The sequence below is a fragment of the Pseudomonas sp. LF-5 genome, from assembly GCF_037626295.1.
GTDB classification, from domain to species: Bacteria; Pseudomonadota; Gammaproteobacteria; order Pseudomonadales; family Pseudomonadaceae; genus Aquipseudomonas; species Aquipseudomonas monsensis.
The window spans coordinates 1,400,845-1,423,051 of the sequence record NZ_JARKMT010000001.1; the positions used below are offsets into that span (position 1 = coordinate 1,400,845).

Below are 22,207 nucleotides of genomic sequence, written 5' to 3' on the forward strand. Positions count from 1 at the left end.
GACTTCGTTAAGAAATGGCTTGGATACTTCGCTCAAATCTATTGAGGGAGGCGTTCTGCCCATGCCCGAATTTGACTGGAACATCCCCCTGCCCCTGCGCTTCGGTCAAGCCGAAACACCGCAGATGACACTGACCGGCGCGCTGCCCGAGGACACTCTGCGAGCGACGTTTGAAAGCTTTATCCAGCAACGCTTTCGCAAGGCCCACGGTGCCGATATCCGCCACTTCATGCCCGAGCTGTTCGGCATGCACAACGGCGACGGCGAGTTGTGCGCGGTGGCCGGAGTGCGTCGTGCACATCTGGAGCCGCTGTTTCTCGAGCGCTATCTGGATGAGCCGATCGAGCCGTTGATCAGCGCGACGGCAGATCGTCCGGTCGAGCGCAGCGCCATCGTCGAAGTCGGCAACCTCGCCGCCAGCGACACCGGCAGCGCGCGCCTGAGCATCATCGCCATCACCTACCTGCTGGCGATGGGCGGCCTGGAATGGGTGACGTTCACCGGCAACATCGGGCTGGTCAACAGTTTCCATCGCCTGGGTTTGAAGCCAGTCACATTGTGCGCCGCTGATCCGGAACGATTGGGTGACGAGCGTCAACACTGGGGCAGTTATTACGAAAGCAAGCCTTGGGTGCATGTCGGCAACATCCGCGCCGGCTTCATCCATCTGCGCAATATCGGCCTGTTTACCCGCCTGGGATTGCCGGGCTCGATTGAGGGAGCCTGCCATGTCGCTTGAATTGCAACGTTTCCAGGAAACCCTGCGCGACCATGCCCGGCGCAATGACCACGCGACCGCCCTGTGGGGCGACACGCTGAAACTCGATTACGCCACGCTGTACGCCGAGGTGCTGTATCGCCAGGAGCGTTTGCGCGATGAGCAGGCGCAGGTGATTGCGCTGGCGTTGGACAATGGCGTCGACGCGATGCTGTGGGATCTGGCCGTGCTGTTTGAAGGCCTGACCTGCGTGACCTTGCCGCCGTTTTTCAGCCCGGCACAGCGCGCCCATTGTCTGGAACAGAGCCAGGCCGAACGGGTGATCGCCGAGCCGGAACTGGGCGCCGAACTGCTCGCAGCTGGCTATGAACAACGTGGCGAGTTCTGGTGCCGCACGTTCAGTGGCCCCAGTCGCATGCCCGCCGGCACCGCGAAACTCACCTTCACCTCCGGCACCACCGGCACGCCGAAAGGTGTGTGCCTGAGCGCCGACAGCCTGCTGCGGGTTGCACGGGAGCTGCATCAGGCCAGCGAAGTGACCGGCCCGCAGCATCATCTGGCGCTGTTGCCGCTGGCGATTCTGCTGGAGAACCTCGGCTGTTATGCCGCGCTGTATGCCGGTGCGACGCTCAGTGTGCCGAGCCAGAAAACCCTCGGCATTCAGGGCGCCAGTGGCGTCGACATTCCGCGCTTGCTCGGTTATCTGGCCAGCCGTGCGCCGCAGAGTCTGATCCTGGTGCCGCAGTTGCTGTTGTTACTGGTCAGCGCCGCCGAACAGAAAGCCTTCGACCCGCAAACCCTGCGCTTTGCCGCTGTCGGCGGTGCGCGAGTGTCGGAGGATCTGCTGCACCGCGCGCAACGGCTCGGGCTGCCGGTTTACGAAGGCTATGGCTTGTCCGAATGCGCCTCGGTGGTGTGCCTCAATCGCCCCGGCGCACGGCGTCCGGGCAGCGTCGGCCGGCCGCTGCCGCACGTTGAAGTGCGCCTGGCCGAGGACGGTGAAGTGCTGATCAAGGGCTCGACGTTGCTCGGTTATCTGGGCGACACCCCGTACGCCGATGAGTGGTGGCCCAGTGGTGATCTGGGCGAGTTCGACCCGGAAGGGTTTCTGTACCTCAAGGGCCGCAAGAAGCACCAGTTCGTCACCAGCTTCGGGCGCAACGTCAACCCGGAATGGGTCGAGTCGGAACTGACCCAACGCCGCCACATCGCCCAGGCCTTCGTCTACGGCGAAGCAATGCCGCACAACCACGCCCTGCTCTGGCCGCACCGCGCCGACTGCAGCGACGCGGAACTGGCCGCTGCTGTCGCCGAAGCCAACGAAGCCTTGCCCGATTACGCCCAGGTGCATCAGTGGACGCGCCTGCCGCAACCCTTTACCGCCGCCAATGGCTTGCTCACCGCCAATGGCCGCCCGCGCCGCGAGGCGATCGTCGCGCAGTATCACAGCCAATTGACTGAATCCGCTGTTTCCGAGGAGTCCGCATCATGAGTTTTTTCGACACCCTGCAAGAAGCCACGCAACAGGAACGCCACGAACTGTTCAACCTGCCGATCATCGTCGATGCCCTGCAAGGCAAGGTCAGCCTCGACAGCTATCGGGCCTTCCTTGCGCAGGCGTATTACCACGTGCGCCACACCGTGCCGCTGATGATGGCTTGCGGTGCGCGCCTGCCAACGCGCCTGGAATGGCTGCGCAAAGCGGTGGCCGAATACATCGAAGACGAATACGGCCATGAACACTGGGTGCTCAATGATATTGCCGCGTGTGGCGGCGACCGCGATGCGGTGCGCGACGGCCAGCCGTCATTGCCAATCGAACTGATGGTGAGTTTTCTCTACGACCTGATCGCTCGCGGCAATCCGGTGGGCCTGTTCGGCATGGTCAATGTGCTCGAAGGCACCAGCATTGCCTTGGCGACCCACGCGGCGGGCAGCATTCGCGAGCGTCTGGCGTTGCCGGACAGCGCATTCAGCTATCTGAGCTCGCACGGTTCGCTGGACATCGAGCACATGCAGACCTATCGCCGCTTGATGAATCAGCTGGAAGATCCGCAGGATCAGGCGGCGGTGATTCACGCCTCGAAAGTCGTCTATCGCTTGTACACCGACATGTTCCGTGGCCTGCCGCGTGACGCGGAGGCTCAACATGCAGCTGCGTGATGCACGTGTGGTCTTGACCGGCGCCAGCGGTGGCATCGGCCTCGCGATTACCGAGGCCCTGTGCGCCGCCGGTGCCAGGGTGCTGGCCGTGGCGCGACATCAGGAAGCGCTGGCGCCGTTGCTGGCGCGCTATCCCGACACGCTGTGCTGGGTCGCCGCCGACCTGACCTTCCTCAGCGACCGGCGCAAAGTGCTGGCCGCCGCCGAAGCCATCGGCGGCATCAACCTGCTGATCAACGCGGCCGGGGTCAATCACTTCGCCATGCTCGAACAGCTCGATGACAGCGAGATCAACGCGATGCTCGCGGTGAATATCAGCGCGCCGATCTGCCTGACCAAGTTGCTGCTGCCACTGCTCAAAGAGGCCAACAGCGCCATGGTAGTCAATGTCGGCTCCACCTACGGCTCGATCGGCTACGCCGGTTATGCCAGTTACTGCGCGACCAAGTTCGCCCTGCGCGGTTTCTCCGAAGCGCTGCGCCGGGAGCTGGCCGACACTCGGGTCAACGTACTGTATGTCGCGCCCCGCGCCACCCGCACGTCGATGAATAGCGCGGCGGCGCAGGCCTTGAACGATGCGCTCAAGTCCAACGTCGATGACCCGCAAACCGTGGCTTCGGCGGTGGTCCACGCGATTGCTGGCGACCGCCGCGACCTGTATCTGGGCTGGCCGGAACGCTTCTTCGTGCGCCTCAACAACTTGCTGCCACATCTGGTGGATCGCGGCTTGCGCAAGCAATTGCCGCTGATCCGCCGCCTCAGTGAAAAACCTGACAACGAGTCCCTCAAACCATGAAAAAACTTAGCGCATGCCTGTTGTTCGCCGCCCTCAGCCAAAGCGTCTGGGCGCTGGAACCGGCCGATCAGCAACGCCTCAACGGTATCCAGCAAAGTTGGGCGCATATCCAGTACGAAGTGGCAGAGAAACAGCGCGCTGCTGCGTTCGAGCAACTGTCGTCCGACGCCAGCGCCTTCGCCACCCAGCGTCCGTCGGTGGCCGAAGCGTGGATCTGGAAAGGCATCGTCACCAGCAGTTGGGCCGGTGCCCAGGGCGGGCTCGGCGCCCTGGGCAAGGCCAAGGACGCCAAGGCCGATCTGGAAAAAGCCCTGAGCCTCGACCCCAAGGCCCTGCAAGGTTCGGCCTACACCAGCCTCGCCGCTCTGTATGATCGCGTTCCGGGCTGGCCGATCGGTTTCGGCGACAGCGACAAGGCCGAGCAACTGCTCAAACAGGCCCTGCAACTGAATCCCGATGGCATCGACAGTCTGTACTTCTGGGGCGATCACCTCTACCGTCAGAAGCGCTACGCTGAAGCCAAGGCTGCCCTGCTCAAAGCCCAGCAAGCCGCGCCACGTGCGGGCCGTGAAAGCGCCGACGCCGGGCGTCGCAAAGAGATCGCCGCCCTGCTGGTGGACGTGAACAAGAAACTCGACTGACAGGAGTCCGTGTGCGTTTATTACTGATCGAGGATGACGTGGCGCTGGGTGAAGGCATTCATCAGGCGCTGGGGCGCGAGGGCTACACCGTCGACTGGCTCAAGGACGGCAGCAGTGCCTTGCATGCGCTGCTCAGCGAAACCTTCGATGTCGCCGTGCTGGATCTCGGTCTGCCGCGCATGGACGGCCTCGAAGTCCTGCGCCGTCTGCGTGACAGCGGTTCGAACCTGCCGGTGCTGATTCTCACGGCCCGCGATGCCACCGAAGACCGCATCGCCGGGCTCGACGCCGGGGCCGATGATTATCTGATCAAGCCGTTCGACCTCGCCGAACTCAAGGCGCGCCTGCGCGCCTTGTTGCGCCGCAGCGCCGGGCGCGCCCAGGCGCTGATCGAACACGCCGGCATCAGCCTCAACCCCGGCACCCAGCAGGTCAGTTATCAGGGCCAGCCCGTGGCCCTGACACCCAAGGAATATCAGTTGCTGCACGAACTGCTGTCACCGCCGGGCCGGGTGATGACCCGCGATCAACTGATCCAGCTGCTGTATGGCTGGAACGAAGAAGCGGAAAGCAACACCCTCGAAGTGCACATCCATCACCTGCGCAAGAAATTCTCCACCGACCTGATCCGCACCATCCGTGGTGTGGGTTATCTGGTGGAGGAGCGCCGATGACCTCGATCCGCCGCCGCACGCTGACCCTGATCATTGGCCTGTTGCTGGCCGGGCTGGCGGTGCTCAGCACCTTCAACCTGCACGACAGCAACCACGAAATCGCCGAGGTCTACGACGCGCAACTGGCGCAGAACGCACGCCTGTTGCAGGGGGTGATGCGCATGCCGTTGGCCGGTAACGATCACTCGCAGTTGTATCAGGCGTTCAATCAGGCCTTGAGTGAAGCGGCACCGCGAGTCGACGGTCACCCTTACGAAGGCAAGATCGCCTTTCAGGTGTGGAACCCCAAAGGTGAGGTGCTGGTGCACACCACCAGCGCGCCCTCCTTCACTGTACCGCCGACCCAGCCCGGTTTCAGCGATGTGGTGGATTTGAAAAATCGCCAGTGGCGCGCGTTCCTGCTTGAAGACAAACAGAACGGCCTGCGCATCTGGGTCGGTGAGCGAAATGACGTGCGCACCGATCTGGTCGACCGCATCGTCCGCCACACCCTGTGGCCCAACGTGATTGGCAGCCTGATCCTCGCCGGCATGGTCTGGCTGGCCATCGGCTGGGGCCTCAAGCCACTGGCGAACATGGCCGCCACCCTGCGCGCCCGGCACAGCGGTTCACTGGAGCCGCTGCAACTGACCCCGCTGCCCAGCGAACTGGAACCGATGCAAGCAGCGCTCAACCGCATGCTCGCGCAGATTCAGGAGGTGCTCGGCCGCGAACGCCGCTTCATCGCCGACGCCGCCCACGAAATGCGCACGCCGCTGGCGGTGCTGCGGGTGCATGCGCAAAACCTCCTGGAGGCCGGCACCGAACAGGAACGCCGCGACTCTCTGGAGTTCCTGATGGCCGGCGTCGACCGCACCAGCCGTCTGGTCAACCAGTTGCTGACCATGGCGCGCCTGGAGCCCAGACCCGACCCGCCGCCCCTGCAACGCATCGACCTCAGCGAAACCGTGCGCAACAGCCTCGTGCAACTGACACCGTGGCTGTTGAGCAAACAGCTGGAGCTGGCTTTCGACGACAGCGCGCAACCGTTCAACGTCATGGCCAGTGCCGCCGCGATCGACATTGCCCTGAACAACCTGATCACCAATGCCGCCAACTTCTCTCCGGAACACGGGGTGATCACTGTCAAGCTGAGTCAGGCCGAAGGTTTCTACCATCTGAGCGTCGAGGATCAGGGACCGGGCATTGATGAAGCGGACCGGGCGCGGTTGTTCGAACGCTTCTACAGCCGAGGCAATGCGCAAGGGGCAGGTCTGGGGCTGACCATTGTCAACACCATCGCTACACGCCTGGGCGGACGAATCACCTTGGCCAATCGGGCCGAGGGTGGCCTGCGCGCGACGTTGTCGATCCCCGAGAGGTCATCGCCCCCCGCTTCGCCACTCAGCACCGGTGAGCCGCCGGGCCAAGCATGATAGCGGCGCGAGGAGCGCCATCATCGCGTCAGATCAGTGGCCGCGTGCCGATCTGATCCAGATCAGATCGCGGCGTTGCCATCGGCGTAGAACAGACCTCAGCGCACTCCCCCGCGCGTTGCTCGTTCAGCCGATGGAGGCTCACCTCATGCTCACTGTCAAAGACCACAACGACCGCGCAGCGGCGGCTTACGCCGCGCACAACGGTGAATACTGGATCGAATCGCTCAAGGATGGCCGACACGTCTTGATCCGCGCTTTGGCCGCCAAGGACCGCGAACGCGAGTACGCGTTCATCAAGCGCTTGTCGCCCGAATCCCGGCACATGCGCTTTCTCGCGCAAATCAGCGAACCGGGCACGGCACTGCTCGATCAGTTGATGGACATCGACTACAAGCAACGCGCGGCCTTCATCGCGCTGGTGCACGAAAACGGCGAGTTGATCGAAATCGGCATCAGCCGCTACGCCGCCACGGGCGAAGAGGATTGTGAATGCGCGGTGACGGTCGCCGATGAATGGACCCAACTGGGCCTGGCCACGCTGCTGATGGAACACCTGATCAAGGCCGCCCGCCGCAACGGTTTCAAGCGTATGTACTCGGTGGACTCGGCCAGCAACACGGCCATGCGCGACCTGGCCAAATCCCTGGGCTTCGAAACCCACGGCGACCCTGATGACACCCGTCAGGTCATTCATCGCCTGAGCCTGTAGCGAACCCTGCGCCCCGCCGTCTTCAACGTTGCGGGGCGCAGCACCGGTCAGGGTGTGATCGCCACTTTCATCACGCCATCGCGCTGATGACCGAACAACTCATACGCGGCCTCGATATCGTCGAGTTTGAAATGGTGGGTCACCAGGGGCGACAGATCGACGCCGCCGCTTTGCACCACCGCCATCAATCGCCGCATGCGTTCCTTGCCGCCGGGGCACAGGGTACTGACGATGCTGTAGTCGCCCAGTCCCGCCGCAAAAGCATCATAGGGAATGCGCAAATCCGAAGCGTAGACCCCCAGGCTCGACAACCGACCGCCCGGACGTAACACCCGCAGCGCTGATTCGAATGTGCCCTGGGTACCCAAGGCTTCGATGGACACATCGACGCCACGCCCGTCAGTCAACGCCATGATCTGCTTGACCACGTCGCCGTCCTTGAAATTGACCACATGGGTCGCGCCCAACTGACGAGCGACAGTCATGCGCTCGGCCACCGTATCGACGCCGATAATGACGCTCGCGCCCTTGAGTCGCGCCCCGGCCACCGCGCAGAGCCCGATCGGACCCAGTGCGAAAACCGCCACCGTGTCGCCGATACTGACCTCGCCACGCTCGGCACCGGAAAACCCGGTGGACATGATGTCCGGGCACATCAGCACTTGCTCGTCGCTCAATCCGTCGGGGATCGGGCACAGGTTGGCCAATGCATCAGGGACTAACACGTACTCGGCCTGACAGCCGTCGATGATGTTGCCGAATTTCCAGCCGCCGGTGGCGCGAAAGCCGTGGCGGGTGTCCGGGCCGTCCTGGGAGCCGCAGCCACACAGGCAGGCGTAGCTTTGGCCACTGGGGGTGATGGCGCCGGCGATCACTCGCTGGCCTTCGGTAAACCCGCGAACCTGTGAGCCGAGCTTTTCGATCACCCCCACCGGCTCGTGACCGATGGTCAAGCCTTTGGCCACCGGATACTCGCCGCGCAGGATGTGTACGTCGGTGCCGCAGATCGTGGTGGTGGTGATCCGCACCAGTGCGTCCAGCGGACCGACGTCGGGGATCGGCTTGTCATCCAGTACGATGCGATTCTTTTCGACGAATATCGCCGCTTTCATCATGGCCATGAGCGAGGCTCCTGCGCAGGTCGGTTCAGTGAGTTCAGCACCTTTCACAGGCTGCGCCGTACTCACCGGTGCAAGGTTGATAACAATCAACAATTGCGCAATTGCGCCGGTCGCTGCCATCCGTCGGGCGCGCGCGTGGCGCTGTCGCATCATTGACAAAGATCAAGCTGCGCCCGGCTACCCGGAGCAGCATGACCCTACGCCTCTGTCGCCGTTGCGCCCACGCATCCCGGCCGTCCCCTCAGGAGATTCGTCATGTCCGAGCAAGCACGTTTCATGCTGGTGGCTTCACCTCTGATGAAAAACAGCCCCGCATTCGACCGGGCGGGCGCGCTGGCCAAGGCCTCGGGCGCGGCGCTGCATATCGTCGCGTTCGATTACCTGGAAGGCCTGGCAACCGCCGGACTGGTCAATGAACAGGCGCTCGAACAGATGCGCCTGGGCTATGTCGAACGCCATCGTCAATGGCTGGAAGACCAGGCCCGGCCGATGCGCCACCTTGGTGTCACGGTGACGACGGAAGTGGTGTGGGTCGACAATCCGTTGCGCGAGATCCAGATTCACCTCAAGGAACAACCCATGGCCCTGCTGATCAAGGATCTGCAGCACGCCTCGTTCATGTCGCGGCTGATGTTCACGCCGCTGGATATCCATTTGCTGCGTGAGTGCCGGGTGCCACTGCACTTTGTCAGCCATGTGCAACATGCCAGGCCGCGGCGGATCGTGGCGGCGGTCGATCCATTTCATCGTGACGATCAGTACGCCGATTTCAACGACCGCATCCTGCGCGAGGCCGTCAAACTGGCCAGCCTCTGCGACGCCGAGCTGGATGTGGTCTATGCCTATGACTTGTCCTCGATCAGCGCCGACGAGTTCGGCTTTGGCAATCCCTCGGCGTTTTTCAAGGTGGGCAACGCGAAAGCGCTGTTCGATGCACAAGGCGATGCATTCCGTGAGCTGGCCGAGCGCAACGGCATCCCGCCGGAACGCCAGCACATGGTCATGGGCAACCCGGCCAAGGTGCTGTGCAGCTATGCCGATGCCTATGACATCGACGTGATCGTCATGGGTCGCATCGGTCATCGTGGCCTGGGCAGGTTAATTGGCAGCACGGTGGAGCAGTTGCTGTACAAAATGCCGTGCAGTGTCTGGGTGGTGTCGCCGCAACTGATAGAGCAAACCAGTTAAGCCCTGCCCACATTCAGGCAGGCGCTGCGGCACGCTGCGATCTTTTGATCCTGCTTGAAAGATCGGGATCAACAGACCGCAGCGCCTACAGGGGATGTCATCCGGACTGACCGCGCAGCAAACCCTGCTCCGCCTCGCACAGGCCCACCACATAATCCCAGACCACCCGCAACCGCACCGATTTGTGCAACTCGCGCCGTGTGCTGATCCAGTAACTGCGCTCGATGCCCTCGTCCGGCAGCAGCGGCACCAGGCCGGGATCGGCTGCTGCCATGTAGCACGGCAGCACGGCGATCCCCAGTCCCGAACGCGCCGCTTCCTGCTGGGCGATGACACTGGTGCTGTGAAACACCACGCGCGGACTGCGGCAGAAGCTGTTGAGGAACATCAGTTCCTGGCTGAACAGCAAATCATCGACGTAACCGATCCACGCGTGTTTCCCCAGGTCTTCGCGGCTGTGCAGCGGCGGCGCGGTGTCGAGATAGGCCTGGCTGGCATACAGCGCCAAACGGTAGTCGGTGAGCTTGCGCGTCACCAGCATGTCCGCTGCCGGGCGCTCCAGATGAATACTGATCTCCGCCTCGCGGTTGAGGATGCTGACGAAACGCGGCACGGCGACCAGCTCCACTTCCAGCCCCGGATAGCGCTCGAACAGGCCGATCATGCGACTGGCGAGAAACTTTACCCCGAGGCCCTCGGTGACGCCGACGCGGATCTTGCCCAGTGGCGCGGTGGATTGGGTGATTTCTTCCTGGGCCAGCAGCGCGACGTTTTCCATGGCTTCGGCGTGCTTGAGCAGCGCCTCCCCCGCCGGGGTCATCTCATAGCCTTGGGCGTGCTGCACGAACAGCGCGGTGCCGAGGCTTTTTTCAATGGCCTCGATGTGCCGGGCGACGGTGGCGTGGGTGGTGTTCAAGCGCCTGGCGGCGGTGAGCAGGCGACCGCTGCGTTGCAGTTCAAGAAAAAAACGCAGGTCGTTCCAGTCGAACATGGCAGGTCCTTGTCAGCGATGGTCAGGTGAGGCTGTTTGAAAACGCACAGCGGCTGCGCAAAAACTAACATTCTTTTGACGAAAGCTAACAACTAGAGTGTCCGACAATAAAAACAAAAAGCGAGGTCAGGGAATGCAGACTTCCCTTGAGGAATACGATTACATCGTGGTCGGCGCCGGCCCTGCCGGGTGCCTGCTGGCCAATCGACTGTCGGCGGATAAACAGCAGCGCGTGTTACTGCTCGAAGCCGGCGGACGCGACAACTATGCGTGGATTCACATCCCGGTCGGCTACCTGTTCTGCATCGGTAACCCGCGCACCGACTGGTGCTTCAAGACCGAGGCGGAACCCGGCCTGCAGGGCCGCAGCTTGAGCTATCCGCGCGGCAAAGTGCTGGGCGGCTGTTCCTCCATCAACGGCATGATCTACATGCGCGGCCAAGCCAACGACTATGACGGCTGGGCGGCCGAGGGCAATCCGGGCTGGGCCTGGAACGATGTGCTGCCGCTGTTCAAACAAAGCGAAAACCACTTTGCCGGCGCCGCCGAATTTCACGGCGCCAAGGGCGAATGGCGCGTGGAGCAACAGCGCCTGTCGTGGCCGATTCTCGATGCGTTTCGCAGCGCCGCCGAGCAGAGCGGCATCGCCAGCATCGACGACTTCAATCAGGGCGACAACGAGGGTTGCGGCTACTTTCAGGTCAACCAGAAGGCCGGGGTGCGCTGGAACGCGGCGAAGGCCTTCCTCAAGCCGGTTCGCGACCGGGCCAATCTGACGGTGCTGACGGGGGTGGAGGTAGATCGGGTGCTGCTGGAGGACGGTCGCGCCTCAACCGTCAGTGCGCGGCATGCAGGTCAGGTCAAACAGTTCAAGGCCCGCAAGGAGATCGTGTTGTGCGCCGGCTCGGTGGGTTCGCCGAGCATTCTGCAACGCTCCGGGATTGGCCCGCGTCCGTTGCTGGAGCGCCTCGGGATCGGGGTGATTCATGAGCTGTCGGGCGTCGGCGGCAATCTGCAGGATCACCTGCAACTGCGCCTGATCTACAAACTGCAGAACGCCCGCACCCTGAACCAGATCGCCGGCAGCGTGTGGGGCAAGATGGGCATGGGCCTGCGCTATCTGTATGACCGCAGCGGGCCGTTGTCGATGGCGCCGAGTCAGCTCGGGGCGTTTGCCCGATCCGGGCCGGAGCAGGCCTCGGCCAACCTCGAATACCACGTGCAACCCTTGTCGCTGGAGCGCTTTGGTGAGCCGTTGCACAGTTTTCCGGCGTTCACTGCGTCAGTGTGTGATTTGCGGCCGCAGAGCCGTGGGCGCATCGAGATTCGCTCGGCGGACCCATCGCAGGCGCCGCTGATCCAGCCCAACTACCTCAGCCATCCCGAGGACCTGCGCGTGGCGGCGGATGCGATTCGTCTGACCCGACGTATCGTCAGCGCACCGGCCCTGCAAGGGTTCAAGCCGGTCGAGTACCTGCCGGGCGCCAGCCTGCAAAGTGAAGAAGAATTGCAGCAAGCGGCGGCGAAGATCGGCACGACGATTTTCCACCCGGTCGGCACCTGCCGCATGGGCCAGGACGCGGACTCGGTCGTCGACGCACAACTGCGGGTACACGGCGTGCCGGGCCTGCGTGTTGCCGACGCGTCGATCATGCCGCGCATCACCTCGGGCAACACCTGTTCGCCGACGCTGATGATTGCTGAAAAAGCGGCGCAACTGATCCTGAAACCTACAGTACACATAACCCCTGTGGGAGCGGGCTTGCCCGCGATGACGGTATGACATTCAACATTGAAGTTGGCTGACCCAGCGCAATCGCGGGCAAGCCCGCTCCCACAGGTTTTGGCAGCAGATTCAAGGCATCGCGCATCACCCGGACACGCAACACCAGTGGAACAACAAAAACAATCACTGTGAGGGATACCGATATGTCAGAACACGCTCAGACGCTGGACGCCGCGAGCGGCGCCAGCACCAGCAATGCCACGCAGAAAGTCATCTTCGCCTCGTCCCTGGGGACCGTGTTCGAATGGTATGACTTCTTCCTCTATGGCGCCCTCGCGGCGGTGATCAGCAAGCAGTTCTTCGCCGGGGTCAACGACACCACGGCGTTCATCTTCGCGCTGATGGCCTTCGCGGCCGGGTTTATCGTGCGGCCCTTCGGCGCGCTGGTGTTCGGGCGGCTGGGGGACATGATCGGGCGCAAATACACCTTCCTTGCGACCATCATCCTGATGGGCGTCGCGACCTTCTGCGTCGGCCTGCTGCCGACCTACGCCAGCATCGGCATCGCCGCACCGATCATTCTGGTGGTGCTGCGCATGCTGCAGGGCCTCGCGCTCGGCGGTGAGTATGGCGGCGCAGCCACCTACGTGGCCGAGCACGCGCCGATTGGCAAACGCGGTTTCCACACCAGCTGGATTCAGTCCACCGCGACCCTTGGCCTGCTGCTGTCGCTGCTGGTGGTGCTCGGTTGCCGCTACTTCACCGGCGATCAGTTCGAAGTCTGGGGCTGGCGCATTCCGTTCCTGCTGTCGATTGTGCTGCTGGGTATTTCCACCTGGATTCGCCTGAGCCTGCACGAGTCGCCGGCGTATCTGAAAATGAAAGAGGAAGGCAAAACCTCGAAAGCGCCGATCCGCGAATCCTTCGGCAAATGGGAAAACCTCAAAGTCGTGCTGATCGCCCTGTTCAGCATCAACGCCGGGCAAGCGGTGACCTTCTACGCGGCGCAGTTCTACGTGCTGTTTTTCCTCACTCAGTTCCTGAAGATGGACCCGGCGGTGGCCAACAGCCTGCTGATTATCAGTGTGGTGATCGGTGCACCGTTCTTTATCATTTTTGGCTGGCTGTCGGACAAGGTCGGGCGCAAACCGGTGCTGATGCTCGGCCTGCTGCTGGCCACGGTGCTGTACTTCCCGATCTTCAAATCCCTGGCCCACTACGCCAACCCGGCGATCGACCAGGCCAGCCGTCAGGCACCGATTACCGTGCTGGCGGACCCGGCGACCTGCACCTTCCAGTTCGATCCGGTGGGCAAGGCGAAATTCGACAGCCCGTGCGACAAGGTCAAAACCTTCCTGGTCAAACAGGGCCTGCCCTACTCCAGCGCCGCCGCTCCGGCCGGCAGTGGCGTGCAGGTGAGCATCGGCGACATGAAGATCGACGGCTACGACGAAGCCGCACTGCGCGGCGCGGTGACACTCGCTGGTTACCCGCAACAGGCGGATCTGCAGCAGATCAACAAACCGATGATCGTGGCGCTGATCGTCGCGCTGATCATCATCTCGGCCATGTGCTACGGGCCGCTGGCGGCGCTGATGGTCGAACTGTTCCCGACGCGCATCCGCTATACCTCGATGTCCCTGCCCTACCACATCGGCAATGGCTGGTTTGGCGGGTTCCTGCCGACCGTGTCGTTTGCGCTGGTGGTGTACACCGGGGATATTTTCTATGGGCTGTGGTACCCGGTGCTGATTACCGGGGTGAGTTTGGTGGTGGGAATGTTCTGTCTGCGTGAGACGAAGAATATAGATCTCGACAAGAACTGAAACTCACCCAGACAACTCAATCGGCGAGGGCTTTTACCCTCGCCGTTTTTTTTGCTCAGGCATCAGCCTTGATCACTTCGAACTTCACCTGATCCGGATAAAACGCCACGTAGTTTTTGATCTGCTCGACCGAGATTTTCGGTTTCTCATAAGTCCACACCGCATTCGCCCCTTCATGCCCCGGCACTTGCAGACTGAAGTAATTGGCATCGCCCTTGTACGGGCAATAACTGGTGTGATCGGTGCGGGCGAAATACTGTTCGTCGATGTCTTCGCGGGGGACGTAATAAACCGGTGGGTAATTGGCTTCGTTGAGGATCAGCACGCGGGAGGACGCAGCGACCTGGATGCCGTGGAATTTCACCACCAGGCACCCGACAAGTTGTTCGAGGTTTATGACGGGACTGAGGCCGGAACTTTTCATGAGGTTCCCCTGAATACGGCGAAGAGACCGGTTCAGGTATAGCCCATCGGTTCTGGTTGGGGTGGTTTTACAGCCGAACGGCCCATCAACTTCAAAAGCTCCCTCACCCTGGCCCTCCCGAAACGTCGGACCGCCCTGAGGAAGAGGGGACAGACCGAGTTGTCTGACGAAATCCATCGACCTGAAAAATCGAGTCGATTATGGATTCAAAACCAATCGTTCAAGTCGGTGAATTTCGCCAATATCCCCCAATCAGTCCCCTCTCCCCCTGGGAGAGGGTTAGGGTGAGGGCCGATCTTCAGGCATCACGCCAGAATATCAGTCGCCACCGCCTGCCCCACCACGCCGACGGCAAAGTCCACCGAGCCCTGCCCCGTCAGATCAACCATCAGACTGGTCTGATTGGTCTGCGCGAAGTAGGTCAGGATCGCGTCGCCGGCATGTCCGGTGAAGCCGCTGACGAAGTTCAGCGAGGCTGCGCCCGTGGCGAAACCGGCGATCCCCGACAAGTCGATCTTGTCCAGACCGCTAGTGAAATCCATGATCCAGTCCGGCGCGGTCATGGTCGAATCGCTGGCCGCACCAAACACAAAGGTGTCTGCGCCTGCACCACCCCACAAGGTATCGCCACCGCCACCACCGTAAAGGATGTCATTACCGGCACCGCCGACCAGATCGTTGGCCGCCGCATTGCCGATCAGCAGATCATTGCCTGAACCACCCAAAGCATTTTCCACGGTCACGCCGTAAGCGATGGACACGTTACCGACCAACCCGCCGACGTCGGAGAACGAACCCTCATTGAGGTTGATTTTCTGGTTCTGGCTGAAGCCTGAGAAGTCCAGCGTGTCGTTGCCGCCGCCATCCCACACCGAAAACACCACTTTCGAGGATGCCGAAGTGGCGCTGTAGAAATCGCGCTCGGCGTTGGAGTTGAAACCGTACGTAGTGTCTTCGGCACGGGTCGCGTAGTTGGCGCCATAGAGTTTTTGCACAGCAACGATATCGTCCAGCAACGGCGCCGAGGCGTACGCGCCGCTGCCGTCCTTGCTGAAGTTCTGGTCGGTGTTGGCTTCGCTCCAGTAGCTCATCAGGCTGTAGCCACGGGTATCTTCAGCGTATTTGGCATCGTTGTAGGTCGGGTTGCCGTTGCCGGCGTTGTAGGCGCCCGGGTGCGACAGACCGAGGGTGTGGCCGATCTCGTGGGTCAGGGTCTGGCGCCCGTAGTTGTTGGTGTCCGGGGTCTTGTTGACCTGATATTGATTGTTGATCAGGTACCACGACTGGCCGTCATAGCTGCCACCGCTTGGCAGGTAGGCAAACGCCGCGCCACCGGTGCTGACGTCGTAGTTGCCGAACGTCATGTGCCCGTCGCCGCCCTTGCCCTCGGTGAACGTGACCCTGGCGACATCGGCCCAGGATTGCATGGCCAGCACGGCCTGCGTCTTCTGCTGGGCGCTGAATTCGCTGAAGTTGCCCAGTTGCGGATTGTAGTTCGCCGGTTTTTCCGTGAGGAAGCTGTAGCTCAGGTCGATTTTGCCGTCAGCGTTCTTGTCGCTCCACGACAGGCCTTTGCGCAGAATTTCGTCAGCGGCCTGGTCGGCGGTGAACGATGGTTTACCGTTGACCAGACCGACGCCACGGTCGTACAGGTGGCTGAACGTATTAACGTCGTCGTAGGCGCTGCTGGTGCTGGAGGTGGCTTGAGCCATGATGGACTTCCTTGTTTCTGAGTAGTCAGTGTCCGACAGACCACGGCGATCCCGTGTCGGGATCGTCCTGTCACGTGCTTGTCATAAAAACGCACTGAACCTGACATGGCGGACAACACGAGGCTAATCAATTTCTCGATAGCCGGAGTGACGTCCCCGGATTACCCGTCACGTGCTGCAATCGTTTTTATCTGTATATCCATACAGATAAACGTTGCCCCTGAGGCGAAGTCCGGCCATTCTGTGCACCTGTTCCGACCTTGATCGACGATGGTGGTTATGCGGCTGTACCTCTGTGAAAAACCTTCCCAGGCCAAAGACATTGCGGCCGTGCTCGGTGCCCGGCGCCGGGGCGACGGTTGCTGGCTGGGAACGGATGTCACAGTGACCTGGTGCATTGGCCACTTGCTCGAAACCGCGCCGCCGGATGCCTACGATGCCCGCTACAAGCGCTGGGTGCTGGCGGATCTGCCGATCATTCCGGACAAATGGAAAATGACCGTCAAACCGCGCACTGCCAGCCAGTACAAGGCAGTCAAGCGCCTGCTTGGCGAGGCCAGCGAACTGATCATCGCCACCGACGCCGACCGCGAGGGCGAGATGATTGCCCGGGAACTGGTCGAGCACTGTCGCTATCGCGGGCCGATTCGGCGCTTGTGGCTGTCGGCGCTGGACGAGGCATCCATCCGCAAGGCGCTGGCCGCACTGAAGCCGGGGGCAGAGACGTTCAGCCTCTATCACTCGGCGCTGGGTCGCTCGCGGGCAGACTGGTTGATCGGGATGAACATGAGCCGGCTGTTCACGCTGCTGGGCCGTCAATCCGGTTATCAAGGTGTGCTGCCGGTGGGCCGGGTGCAGACACCGACCCTGCGCTTGGTGGTCGATCGCGACCGCAGCATTGCCGATTTCGTCCCGGTGCCGTACTGGGCCGTCGATGTGCAACTGCTGCACAACGGCACAGTATTCACCGCGCAATGGCGGGCGCCGGGCGACGCCTGTGACGATCAGGATCGCTGCCTGAATCAGGCGCTGGCTCAAACAGCGGCAGCCGCTATGAGTAGTGCTGCCAGCGCCCGGGTGGTGAAGCTGCGCACGGAGCGCATGCGCGAAGTGGCGCCCCTGCCCTTCGACCTCGGCACCCTGCAAGAAGTCTGCTCGAAGAAACTCGGCCTCGGCGCACAGGAAACCCTCGACATCGCCCAGGCCCTCTACGAAACCTACAAGGTCGTCACCTACCCGCGCAGCGACTGCGGCTATCTACCCCTGAGCCAGCACAGCGAGGCGCCGCAGATTCTGGCGGCATTGCGTCAGGCCGACCCGAGCCTTGAGGTGCTCAACGGCTTTCTGCAGCCCCAGCGCAAATCCCGGGCATGGAACGACGCCAAGGTCAGCGCGCACCATGGCATCATCCCCACGGCTGCAGCGAAGAACCTCGAACGCCTGAGCGGCAAGCACCGCGCGGTCTACACACTGATTCGCGCGCGCTATCTGGCGCAGTTTCTGCCCAATCATGAATACGATCGCACCCAGGCCGACTTCGATTGCGCCGGTGAAGCGTTGCGCGCAGTCGGCAAGCAGATCATCGAACCGGGCTGGAAACGTGCCTTGCCCGAAGCACTCGCACCGGCCAAGGGTCGTGAGGCGCCCGCACCGCAGACCTTGCCGGTATTGCGCGAGGGCATCGACTGCGCGGTGGCTGACGTCAGGCTCAAGGATCTGTGGACGCAACCGCCCAAGCCCTACACCGAAGGCGATCTGATCAAGGCCATGAAGAACGTCGCCAGACTGGTGGAGGATCCGCTGCTCAAACAGAAACTCAAGGACACCACCGGCATCGGCACCGAAGCGACCCGGGCGTCAATTATTCAGGGCTTGCTGGATCGCGGCTATCTGGTGAAGAACGGCAAGGCACTGGCCGCGACACCGGCGGCGTTCAGCCTGATCGATGCCGTGCCCCGCGCCATCGCCGACCCCGGCACTACCGCGATCTGGGAACAGGCGCTGGACATGGTGCAGAGCGGCGAAATGAGTCTGGAAGAGTTCGTCACCAAACAAGCGGCATGGATGAGCAAACAGGTCACCCGCTGTTCCGGCCTGAGCCTGACCATCAGCGGCCCGCCGCCGTCAGGCAAGGCTGCCGCGCCGTGGAAGAAAAAGCGCAAGTCGACACGCAGTAAAACCACGGGTACCAAGCGCAAAACTCAATGACCACAGCCTCTGTGCCGAGGGGATTTATCCCTGCCAGGTCGCGAAGCGGCTCCTCTTTTGTTACAACCATCAGGGGGACTGCTGCGCAGTCCAACGGGGATAAATCCCCTCGCCACAAGGTATGTGCATTCGCAATACCTGGGCTTACTACAAAGTGTTGGGGCCACAATACTGGCTCATCACTGCCGGGAGTTCAGCCACTATGCCCACCATCGCACTGCACCCCGCCCACCGCGACGAATGGGACACCCTGGAAAACCTGATGCAGTTCTACATGCACGACTTCAGCGAATGGCTGCCGCTGAAACTGGCCAGGCACGGTTTGTTCAGCATTCACCCGAAAGACGACTACTGGCGCAATCCCGCCACCCAGCCCTTTCTGATCCGCGTCGACGGCGAACTCGCTGGTTTCGTCACCGTGGACAACGACACCCACATCGCCGGTGCCGAATTCAACATCGGCTACTTCTTCATCGCCCGGCGCTTTCGTGGCCAAGGCGTCGCGCAATTTGTCGTCTCTGCCCTATTGAGCCGTATCCCCGGTCAGTGGCAAATTTTCCATATCGACGCCAACCTGCCGGCACAGCGCTTCTGGGCCCGACTGATCCCCGAGTTGAGTGGCGGCGAATTCACCTGCCAACCGCGCGAAGTGGACGGTTACCCGTGCACCTTCTACGGGCTGTACGCGCCTTTTTCCGTTGCCTGAACGGATCCTTTCTCATTCCAAAACAGCTTTGTCTGACAATATGTAGTGAGAAAAAATAATCACTACAAAACCGTTGACGGCATCGTTTTGCTTTTGCATGATGAAGACGTTCCCCGATCGGGAGCACTGGCAACACGCTTGAGCAAACTCGTCTGACCGCCGAGTTGTTTTTTCCGGATACACGCTGCCCACAAGGCAGATTGAAGAAGCTGACCTGGCCTGAACGTCCAGTACAAGGACGAGAAGCGCTGGCGAAAATTCTCAAGACGCTTGTGGTCGACACTGTAAAGGTCGTCAAGGAGCCTCCCGGTTTTCGCTGCTTCTCCTCGTTGTGACGCTATTGCGTAGCAGTTATTCAACACGACTACATGCAACAGATGCACGACCCCGTACTTGTCACGGGCGAGCGCTGACGTCCTGGTTTCGGTGCCAGGGATCAACTAACCGATGGGCTACCTGTATTAGCGAATCAACTTTGAAAGATCACCAAACTGGTCAAGGGGCAACATCATGAATCTGAACAATCAACCGACTATTGAAGAACTGGCTCGTATGTTCGCTGCGCAAAAAGACAGCCACGACAGCCATATTCTGTGGATCAGCAAGACGGGCCAGGTGCATATCGACTGCCTGTCGCCCCATGCTGGTGAAGAAGAGTTCGACCAGAACAACCAGAACCTGCTGGCCCGCCTGAAGATGTACCGCCGTGGCCACGGTTATGTCGGCAAGAAAGCTGCGGCCGACAAGGACTTCATCGGTAATGTTCTGCAAACGCTGAAACAGGCGTGGGACTCGATGCAGAACAACAACGAAGTTCGGGTGATTGACCGGTTCTGCTGAGTTAGTAATTAGATAATTGAAAGGCCTGCTTCCTTAAAGGAAGCAGGCCTTTTTTTTGTTCGCTTGCATTGATATGGCGTGACTGGAATTGTAGCCCCTCACCCCAGCCCTCTCCCGAGGGAGAGGGAGCTGATTTGTGCTGCGCTGAAAATTTTAGTTCGGCTCAAAACTTTCAGGTCGGCGTAAATCGCACAAACACCTCGGTCAGTCCCCTCTCCCTAAGGAGAGGGAGCCGATATATGGTGCTTTCAGAACCTGAGTTCGACTCAGGTTTCTCAGGTCGGCGTAAATCGCACAAACACCTCAGTCAGTCCCCTCTCCCTAGGGAGAGGGAACTGATTTATGGTGCTTTCAGAACCTGAGTTCGACTCAGGTTTCTCAGGTCGGCGTAGACCGCACAAACACCTCAGTCAGTCCTCTCTCCCTAGGGAGAGGGAGCCGATTTATGGTGCTTTCAGAACCTGAGTTCGACTCAGGTTTCTCAGGTCGGCGTAGATCGCACAAACACCTCGGTCAGTCCCCTCTCCCTCCGGGAGAGGGTTAGGGTGAGGGGCTTCCCATGCCCAACACCAATTCCATAAACGCCACCGACGCCGCACTGTGATAATTATTGCGCCGCCGCAACAACGCCGCCCCACGCTGCGGCGCCTCGCTCTCTACGCGCAACCGGCGCAACGCCCGATCCTGCGTCGCGATCGCCTGCGGCAACATCGTCGCCATCGGCGAATGACGCACCACCTCCAGCAACGTACTCACCGAATTCACCTCAATCCGCACCTGCGGCGTAATTGCGTGCTGACGGAAATATTCATCAACCGATAGCCGGGTGATGAAGTCTGACGCCAGTAACGCGAAATCCAGTTGGGCGATGTCCTCCGGGGTCAGCACCGAAGTGCTTTCGTACAGCGGATGCTCGCGCCCGACCATGATCCCCAGGGTTTCGGCAAACGCCGGAATGCATTCGATATCCGGGTGGCGCACCGGGGTGAAGGCAATGGCGATGTCCAGCGAGTCATCCGCCAGGCCCGACTCGATGTCGTCCATCGACAACTCAAAGATCTGCAGGTGAATCCCCGGATACCGCACCGCATAGTCACGCACCAAGGGCCCGACCAGATACGCCATGAACGTCGGCGTCATCGCCAGGCGCAAAGTGCCACGGGACAGGTCCTTCACGTCATGCAACGCACGCTTGCCCGCCTCCAGCTCCACCAGCACCCGCCGTGCAGATTCCAGATACGCCATGCCGGCATCCGTCGGTTTCACCGTGCGTGAGGTGCGATCGAACAATTCCACCCCGAGGCTTTCCTCCAGTTGGCGAATCTGTTGCGACAGGGTTGGCTGCGACACGTGCAGCGCCTCCGCCGCGCGAGTGAAGCCGCCGTGATCGGCAACGGCCAGCAGATAACGCAAATGACGCAGCAGCATGGGGGCACACCATCTATAGGCAGGACTTATGCAAAGCATTGTATATCGGTCTTGGACGCTATGGGTCAATCGGCAGAAGATGAATCCCACACAGCAAGCCAACCCCTGAAAGGAGTGACACCATGCAACAGTCCCATGCCTACAACGACACCAGCCTGGCCCTGACCACCCGCATTCTGGACATCAAGGCACGCAAGAACCTGTCGTGGCAGGATCTCGCCGACGGCACCGGCCTGAGCCTGGCCTTCGTCACCGCCGCTCTGCTCGGTCAGCATCCGCTGCCGGAAAACGCCGCCCAAGTGGTCGGCGACAAACTCGAACTGGACGCTGATGCCGTCGCCGCCCTGCAAATCATCCCGCTGCGTGGCAGCCTCAGTGGCGTGCCGACCGACCCGACCATCTACCGCTTCCACGAAATGATCCAGATCTACGGCACCACGCTCAAAGCCCTGGTTCACGAACAGTTCGGCGACGGCATCATCAGCGCGATCAACTTCAAACTCGACATCAAGAAAGTCGAAGACCCGGAAGGCGGCTCCCGCGCCGTGGTCACCCTCGACGGCAAGTTCCTGCCCCTGCGTCCGTTCTGATCCAGCCCGGCCCGCACCCTGCGTGCGGGCCGACTCCCCCGAATGACTCACTGTCACCACCTGCGTCTGGAGGTTGCCCCATGCAAAAAATTCTGTTGACCCTGGCCCTGATCGGCGGCCTGTCCGCCCAGGCATTTGCCGCTGACGAGGTTGTCGCCTACCGCTACGGCATGCCACTGGACATCGCCCAGGTGCTGAGCATTACCCCGGTTGCCGACGTTTGTGGTGTGGTGCCGGTAGAGATGACGTATCTGGACAGCAACGGCGGCAAACACATTCTTCAATACAGCGAATTCGGCAGCGGTTGCTCAAACTAAGAGGACAACAC

21 protein-coding genes are annotated in these 22,207 nt (G+C 61.4%); 16 read left to right on the forward strand and 5 right to left on the reverse strand.

Features of this window, described 5'->3' with window-relative positions; translation table 11 throughout:
• Positions 1–61: 61 nt before the first annotated feature.
• The 8 genes from PseuLF5_RS06260 to PseuLF5_RS06295 all read left to right on the forward strand — a co-directional run bounded on the left by PseuLF5_RS06260 (position 62) and on the right by PseuLF5_RS06295 (position 7,119).
• Positions 62–739, forward strand: coding sequence for a thermostable hemolysin (locus PseuLF5_RS06260; protein ID WP_340133188.1), 678 nt, complete (start codon positions 62–64; stop codon positions 737–739).
• Positions 729–2,210, forward strand: coding sequence for an AMP-binding protein (locus PseuLF5_RS06265; protein ID WP_340133189.1), 1,482 nt, complete (start codon positions 729–731; stop codon positions 2,208–2,210). The genes PseuLF5_RS06260 and PseuLF5_RS06265 overlap by 11 nt, the downstream gene beginning before the upstream one ends.
• Complete coding sequence (locus tag PseuLF5_RS06270) at positions 2,207–2,881, forward strand: TenA family transcriptional regulator (protein WP_123467759.1); 675 nt, start codon at positions 2,207–2,209, stop codon at positions 2,879–2,881. The genes PseuLF5_RS06265 and PseuLF5_RS06270 overlap by 4 nt, the downstream gene beginning before the upstream one ends.
• Positions 2,868–3,677 carry an SDR family oxidoreductase gene (locus PseuLF5_RS06275; protein WP_186747725.1) on the forward strand — a complete coding sequence of 270 codons (810 nt, stop codon included), beginning with the start codon at positions 2,868–2,870 and terminating at the stop codon, positions 3,675–3,677. The genes PseuLF5_RS06270 and PseuLF5_RS06275 overlap by 14 nt, the downstream gene beginning before the upstream one ends.
• Positions 3,674–4,318: a tetratricopeptide repeat protein gene (locus PseuLF5_RS06280; RefSeq protein WP_123467755.1), complete on the forward strand. Its 645-nt coding sequence runs from the start codon at positions 3,674–3,676 to the stop codon at positions 4,316–4,318. Before PseuLF5_RS06275 ends, PseuLF5_RS06280 begins: the two co-directional genes overlap by 4 nt.
• A gap of 11 nt (positions 4,319–4,329) precedes the next feature.
• On the forward strand, positions 4,330–4,992 hold the full coding sequence (locus PseuLF5_RS06285) for a response regulator (protein ID WP_123467753.1): 663 nt from the start codon (positions 4,330–4,332) through the stop codon (positions 4,990–4,992).
• Entirely contained in the window at positions 4,989–6,407 is a 1,419-nt protein-coding gene (locus tag PseuLF5_RS06290; protein WP_322374304.1) for an ATP-binding protein, read from the forward strand. Before PseuLF5_RS06285 ends, PseuLF5_RS06290 begins: the two co-directional genes overlap by 4 nt.
• Positions 6,408–6,555: 148 nt before the next feature.
• A complete protein-coding gene (locus PseuLF5_RS06295) occupies positions 6,556–7,119 on the forward strand; it encodes a GNAT family N-acetyltransferase (protein WP_123467749.1) in 564 nt (187 codons plus the stop codon).
• A 47-nt stretch (positions 7,120–7,166) separates the two neighbouring features.
• On the opposite strand, the gene PseuLF5_RS06300 is transcribed toward PseuLF5_RS06295, so the two are convergent.
• Positions 7,167–8,240, reverse strand: coding sequence for an NAD(P)-dependent alcohol dehydrogenase (locus PseuLF5_RS06300; RefSeq protein WP_186747716.1), 1,074 nt, complete (start codon positions 8,238–8,240; stop codon positions 7,167–7,169).
• 255 nt (positions 8,241–8,495) lie between these two features.
• Here PseuLF5_RS06300 and PseuLF5_RS06305 point away from each other — a divergent pair, with 255 nt between their 5' ends.
• Positions 8,496–9,428, forward strand: a complete 933-nt coding sequence (locus PseuLF5_RS06305; RefSeq protein ID WP_128615599.1) for a universal stress protein — start codon at positions 8,496–8,498, stop codon at positions 9,426–9,428.
• 97 nt (positions 9,429–9,525) lie between these two features.
• Here the strand turns inward: PseuLF5_RS06305 and PseuLF5_RS06310 are convergent, their stop codons facing one another.
• A complete protein-coding gene (locus PseuLF5_RS06310) occupies positions 9,526–10,419 on the reverse strand; it encodes a LysR family transcriptional regulator (protein WP_340133190.1) in 894 nt (297 codons plus the stop codon).
• A gap of 133 nt (positions 10,420–10,552) precedes the next feature.
• On the opposite strand from PseuLF5_RS06310, the gene PseuLF5_RS06315 reads away from it, so the two are divergent.
• On the forward strand, positions 10,553–12,202 hold the full coding sequence (locus tag PseuLF5_RS06315) for a GMC family oxidoreductase (RefSeq protein WP_340133191.1): 1,650 nt from the start codon (positions 10,553–10,555) through the stop codon (positions 12,200–12,202).
• A 146-nt stretch (positions 12,203–12,348) separates the two neighbouring features.
• A complete protein-coding gene (locus tag PseuLF5_RS06320) occupies positions 12,349–13,971 on the forward strand; it encodes an MFS transporter (protein WP_123467741.1) in 1,623 nt (540 codons plus the stop codon).
• 55 nt (positions 13,972–14,026) lie between these two features.
• Here PseuLF5_RS06320 and PseuLF5_RS06325 read toward each other — a convergent pair whose 3' ends face one another.
• Entirely contained in the window at positions 14,027–14,395 is a 369-nt protein-coding gene (locus PseuLF5_RS06325) for a DUF427 domain-containing protein (protein WP_123467739.1), read from the reverse strand.
• A gap of 305 nt (positions 14,396–14,700) precedes the next feature.
• Positions 14,701–16,107 (reverse strand): serralysin family metalloprotease, encoded by a 1,407-nt coding sequence (locus PseuLF5_RS06330; RefSeq protein WP_340133192.1) that lies wholly within the window; start codon positions 16,105–16,107, stop codon positions 14,701–14,703.
• A gap of 279 nt (positions 16,108–16,386) precedes the next feature.
• Between PseuLF5_RS06330 and PseuLF5_RS06335 the strand changes: the two genes are divergently transcribed.
• The 3 genes from PseuLF5_RS06335 to PseuLF5_RS06345 all read left to right on the forward strand — a co-directional run bounded on the left by PseuLF5_RS06335 (position 16,387) and on the right by PseuLF5_RS06345 (position 19,861).
• Complete coding sequence (locus tag PseuLF5_RS06335) at positions 16,387–18,315, forward strand: DNA topoisomerase III (protein ID WP_340133193.1); 1,929 nt, start codon at positions 16,387–16,389, stop codon at positions 18,313–18,315.
• Positions 18,316–18,517: 202 nt separating this feature from the next.
• On the forward strand, positions 18,518–19,021 hold the full coding sequence (locus PseuLF5_RS06340; protein WP_340133194.1) for a GNAT family N-acetyltransferase: 504 nt from the start codon (positions 18,518–18,520) through the stop codon (positions 19,019–19,021).
• Positions 19,022–19,531: 510 nt separating this feature from the next.
• Positions 19,532–19,861, forward strand: coding sequence for a hypothetical protein (locus PseuLF5_RS06345; protein ID WP_123467733.1), 330 nt, complete (start codon positions 19,532–19,534; stop codon positions 19,859–19,861).
• A 540-nt stretch (positions 19,862–20,401) separates the two neighbouring features.
• Here PseuLF5_RS06345 and cynR read toward each other — a convergent pair.
• Positions 20,402–21,289 (reverse strand): transcriptional regulator CynR, encoded by an 888-nt coding sequence (gene cynR / locus PseuLF5_RS06350; RefSeq protein WP_340133195.1) that lies wholly within the window; start codon positions 21,287–21,289, stop codon positions 20,402–20,404.
• Between the two features lie 122 nt (positions 21,290–21,411).
• Between cynR and cynS the strand changes: the two genes are divergently transcribed.
• Positions 21,412–21,879, forward strand: coding sequence for a cyanase (gene cynS, locus PseuLF5_RS06355; protein WP_123467729.1), 468 nt, complete (start codon positions 21,412–21,414; stop codon positions 21,877–21,879).
• Positions 21,880–21,959: 80 nt separating this feature from the next.
• On the forward strand, positions 21,960–22,196 hold the full coding sequence (locus PseuLF5_RS06360) for a DUF2790 domain-containing protein (RefSeq protein ID WP_123467727.1): 237 nt from the start codon (positions 21,960–21,962) through the stop codon (positions 22,194–22,196).
• Positions 22,197–22,207 lie beyond the last annotated feature (11 nt).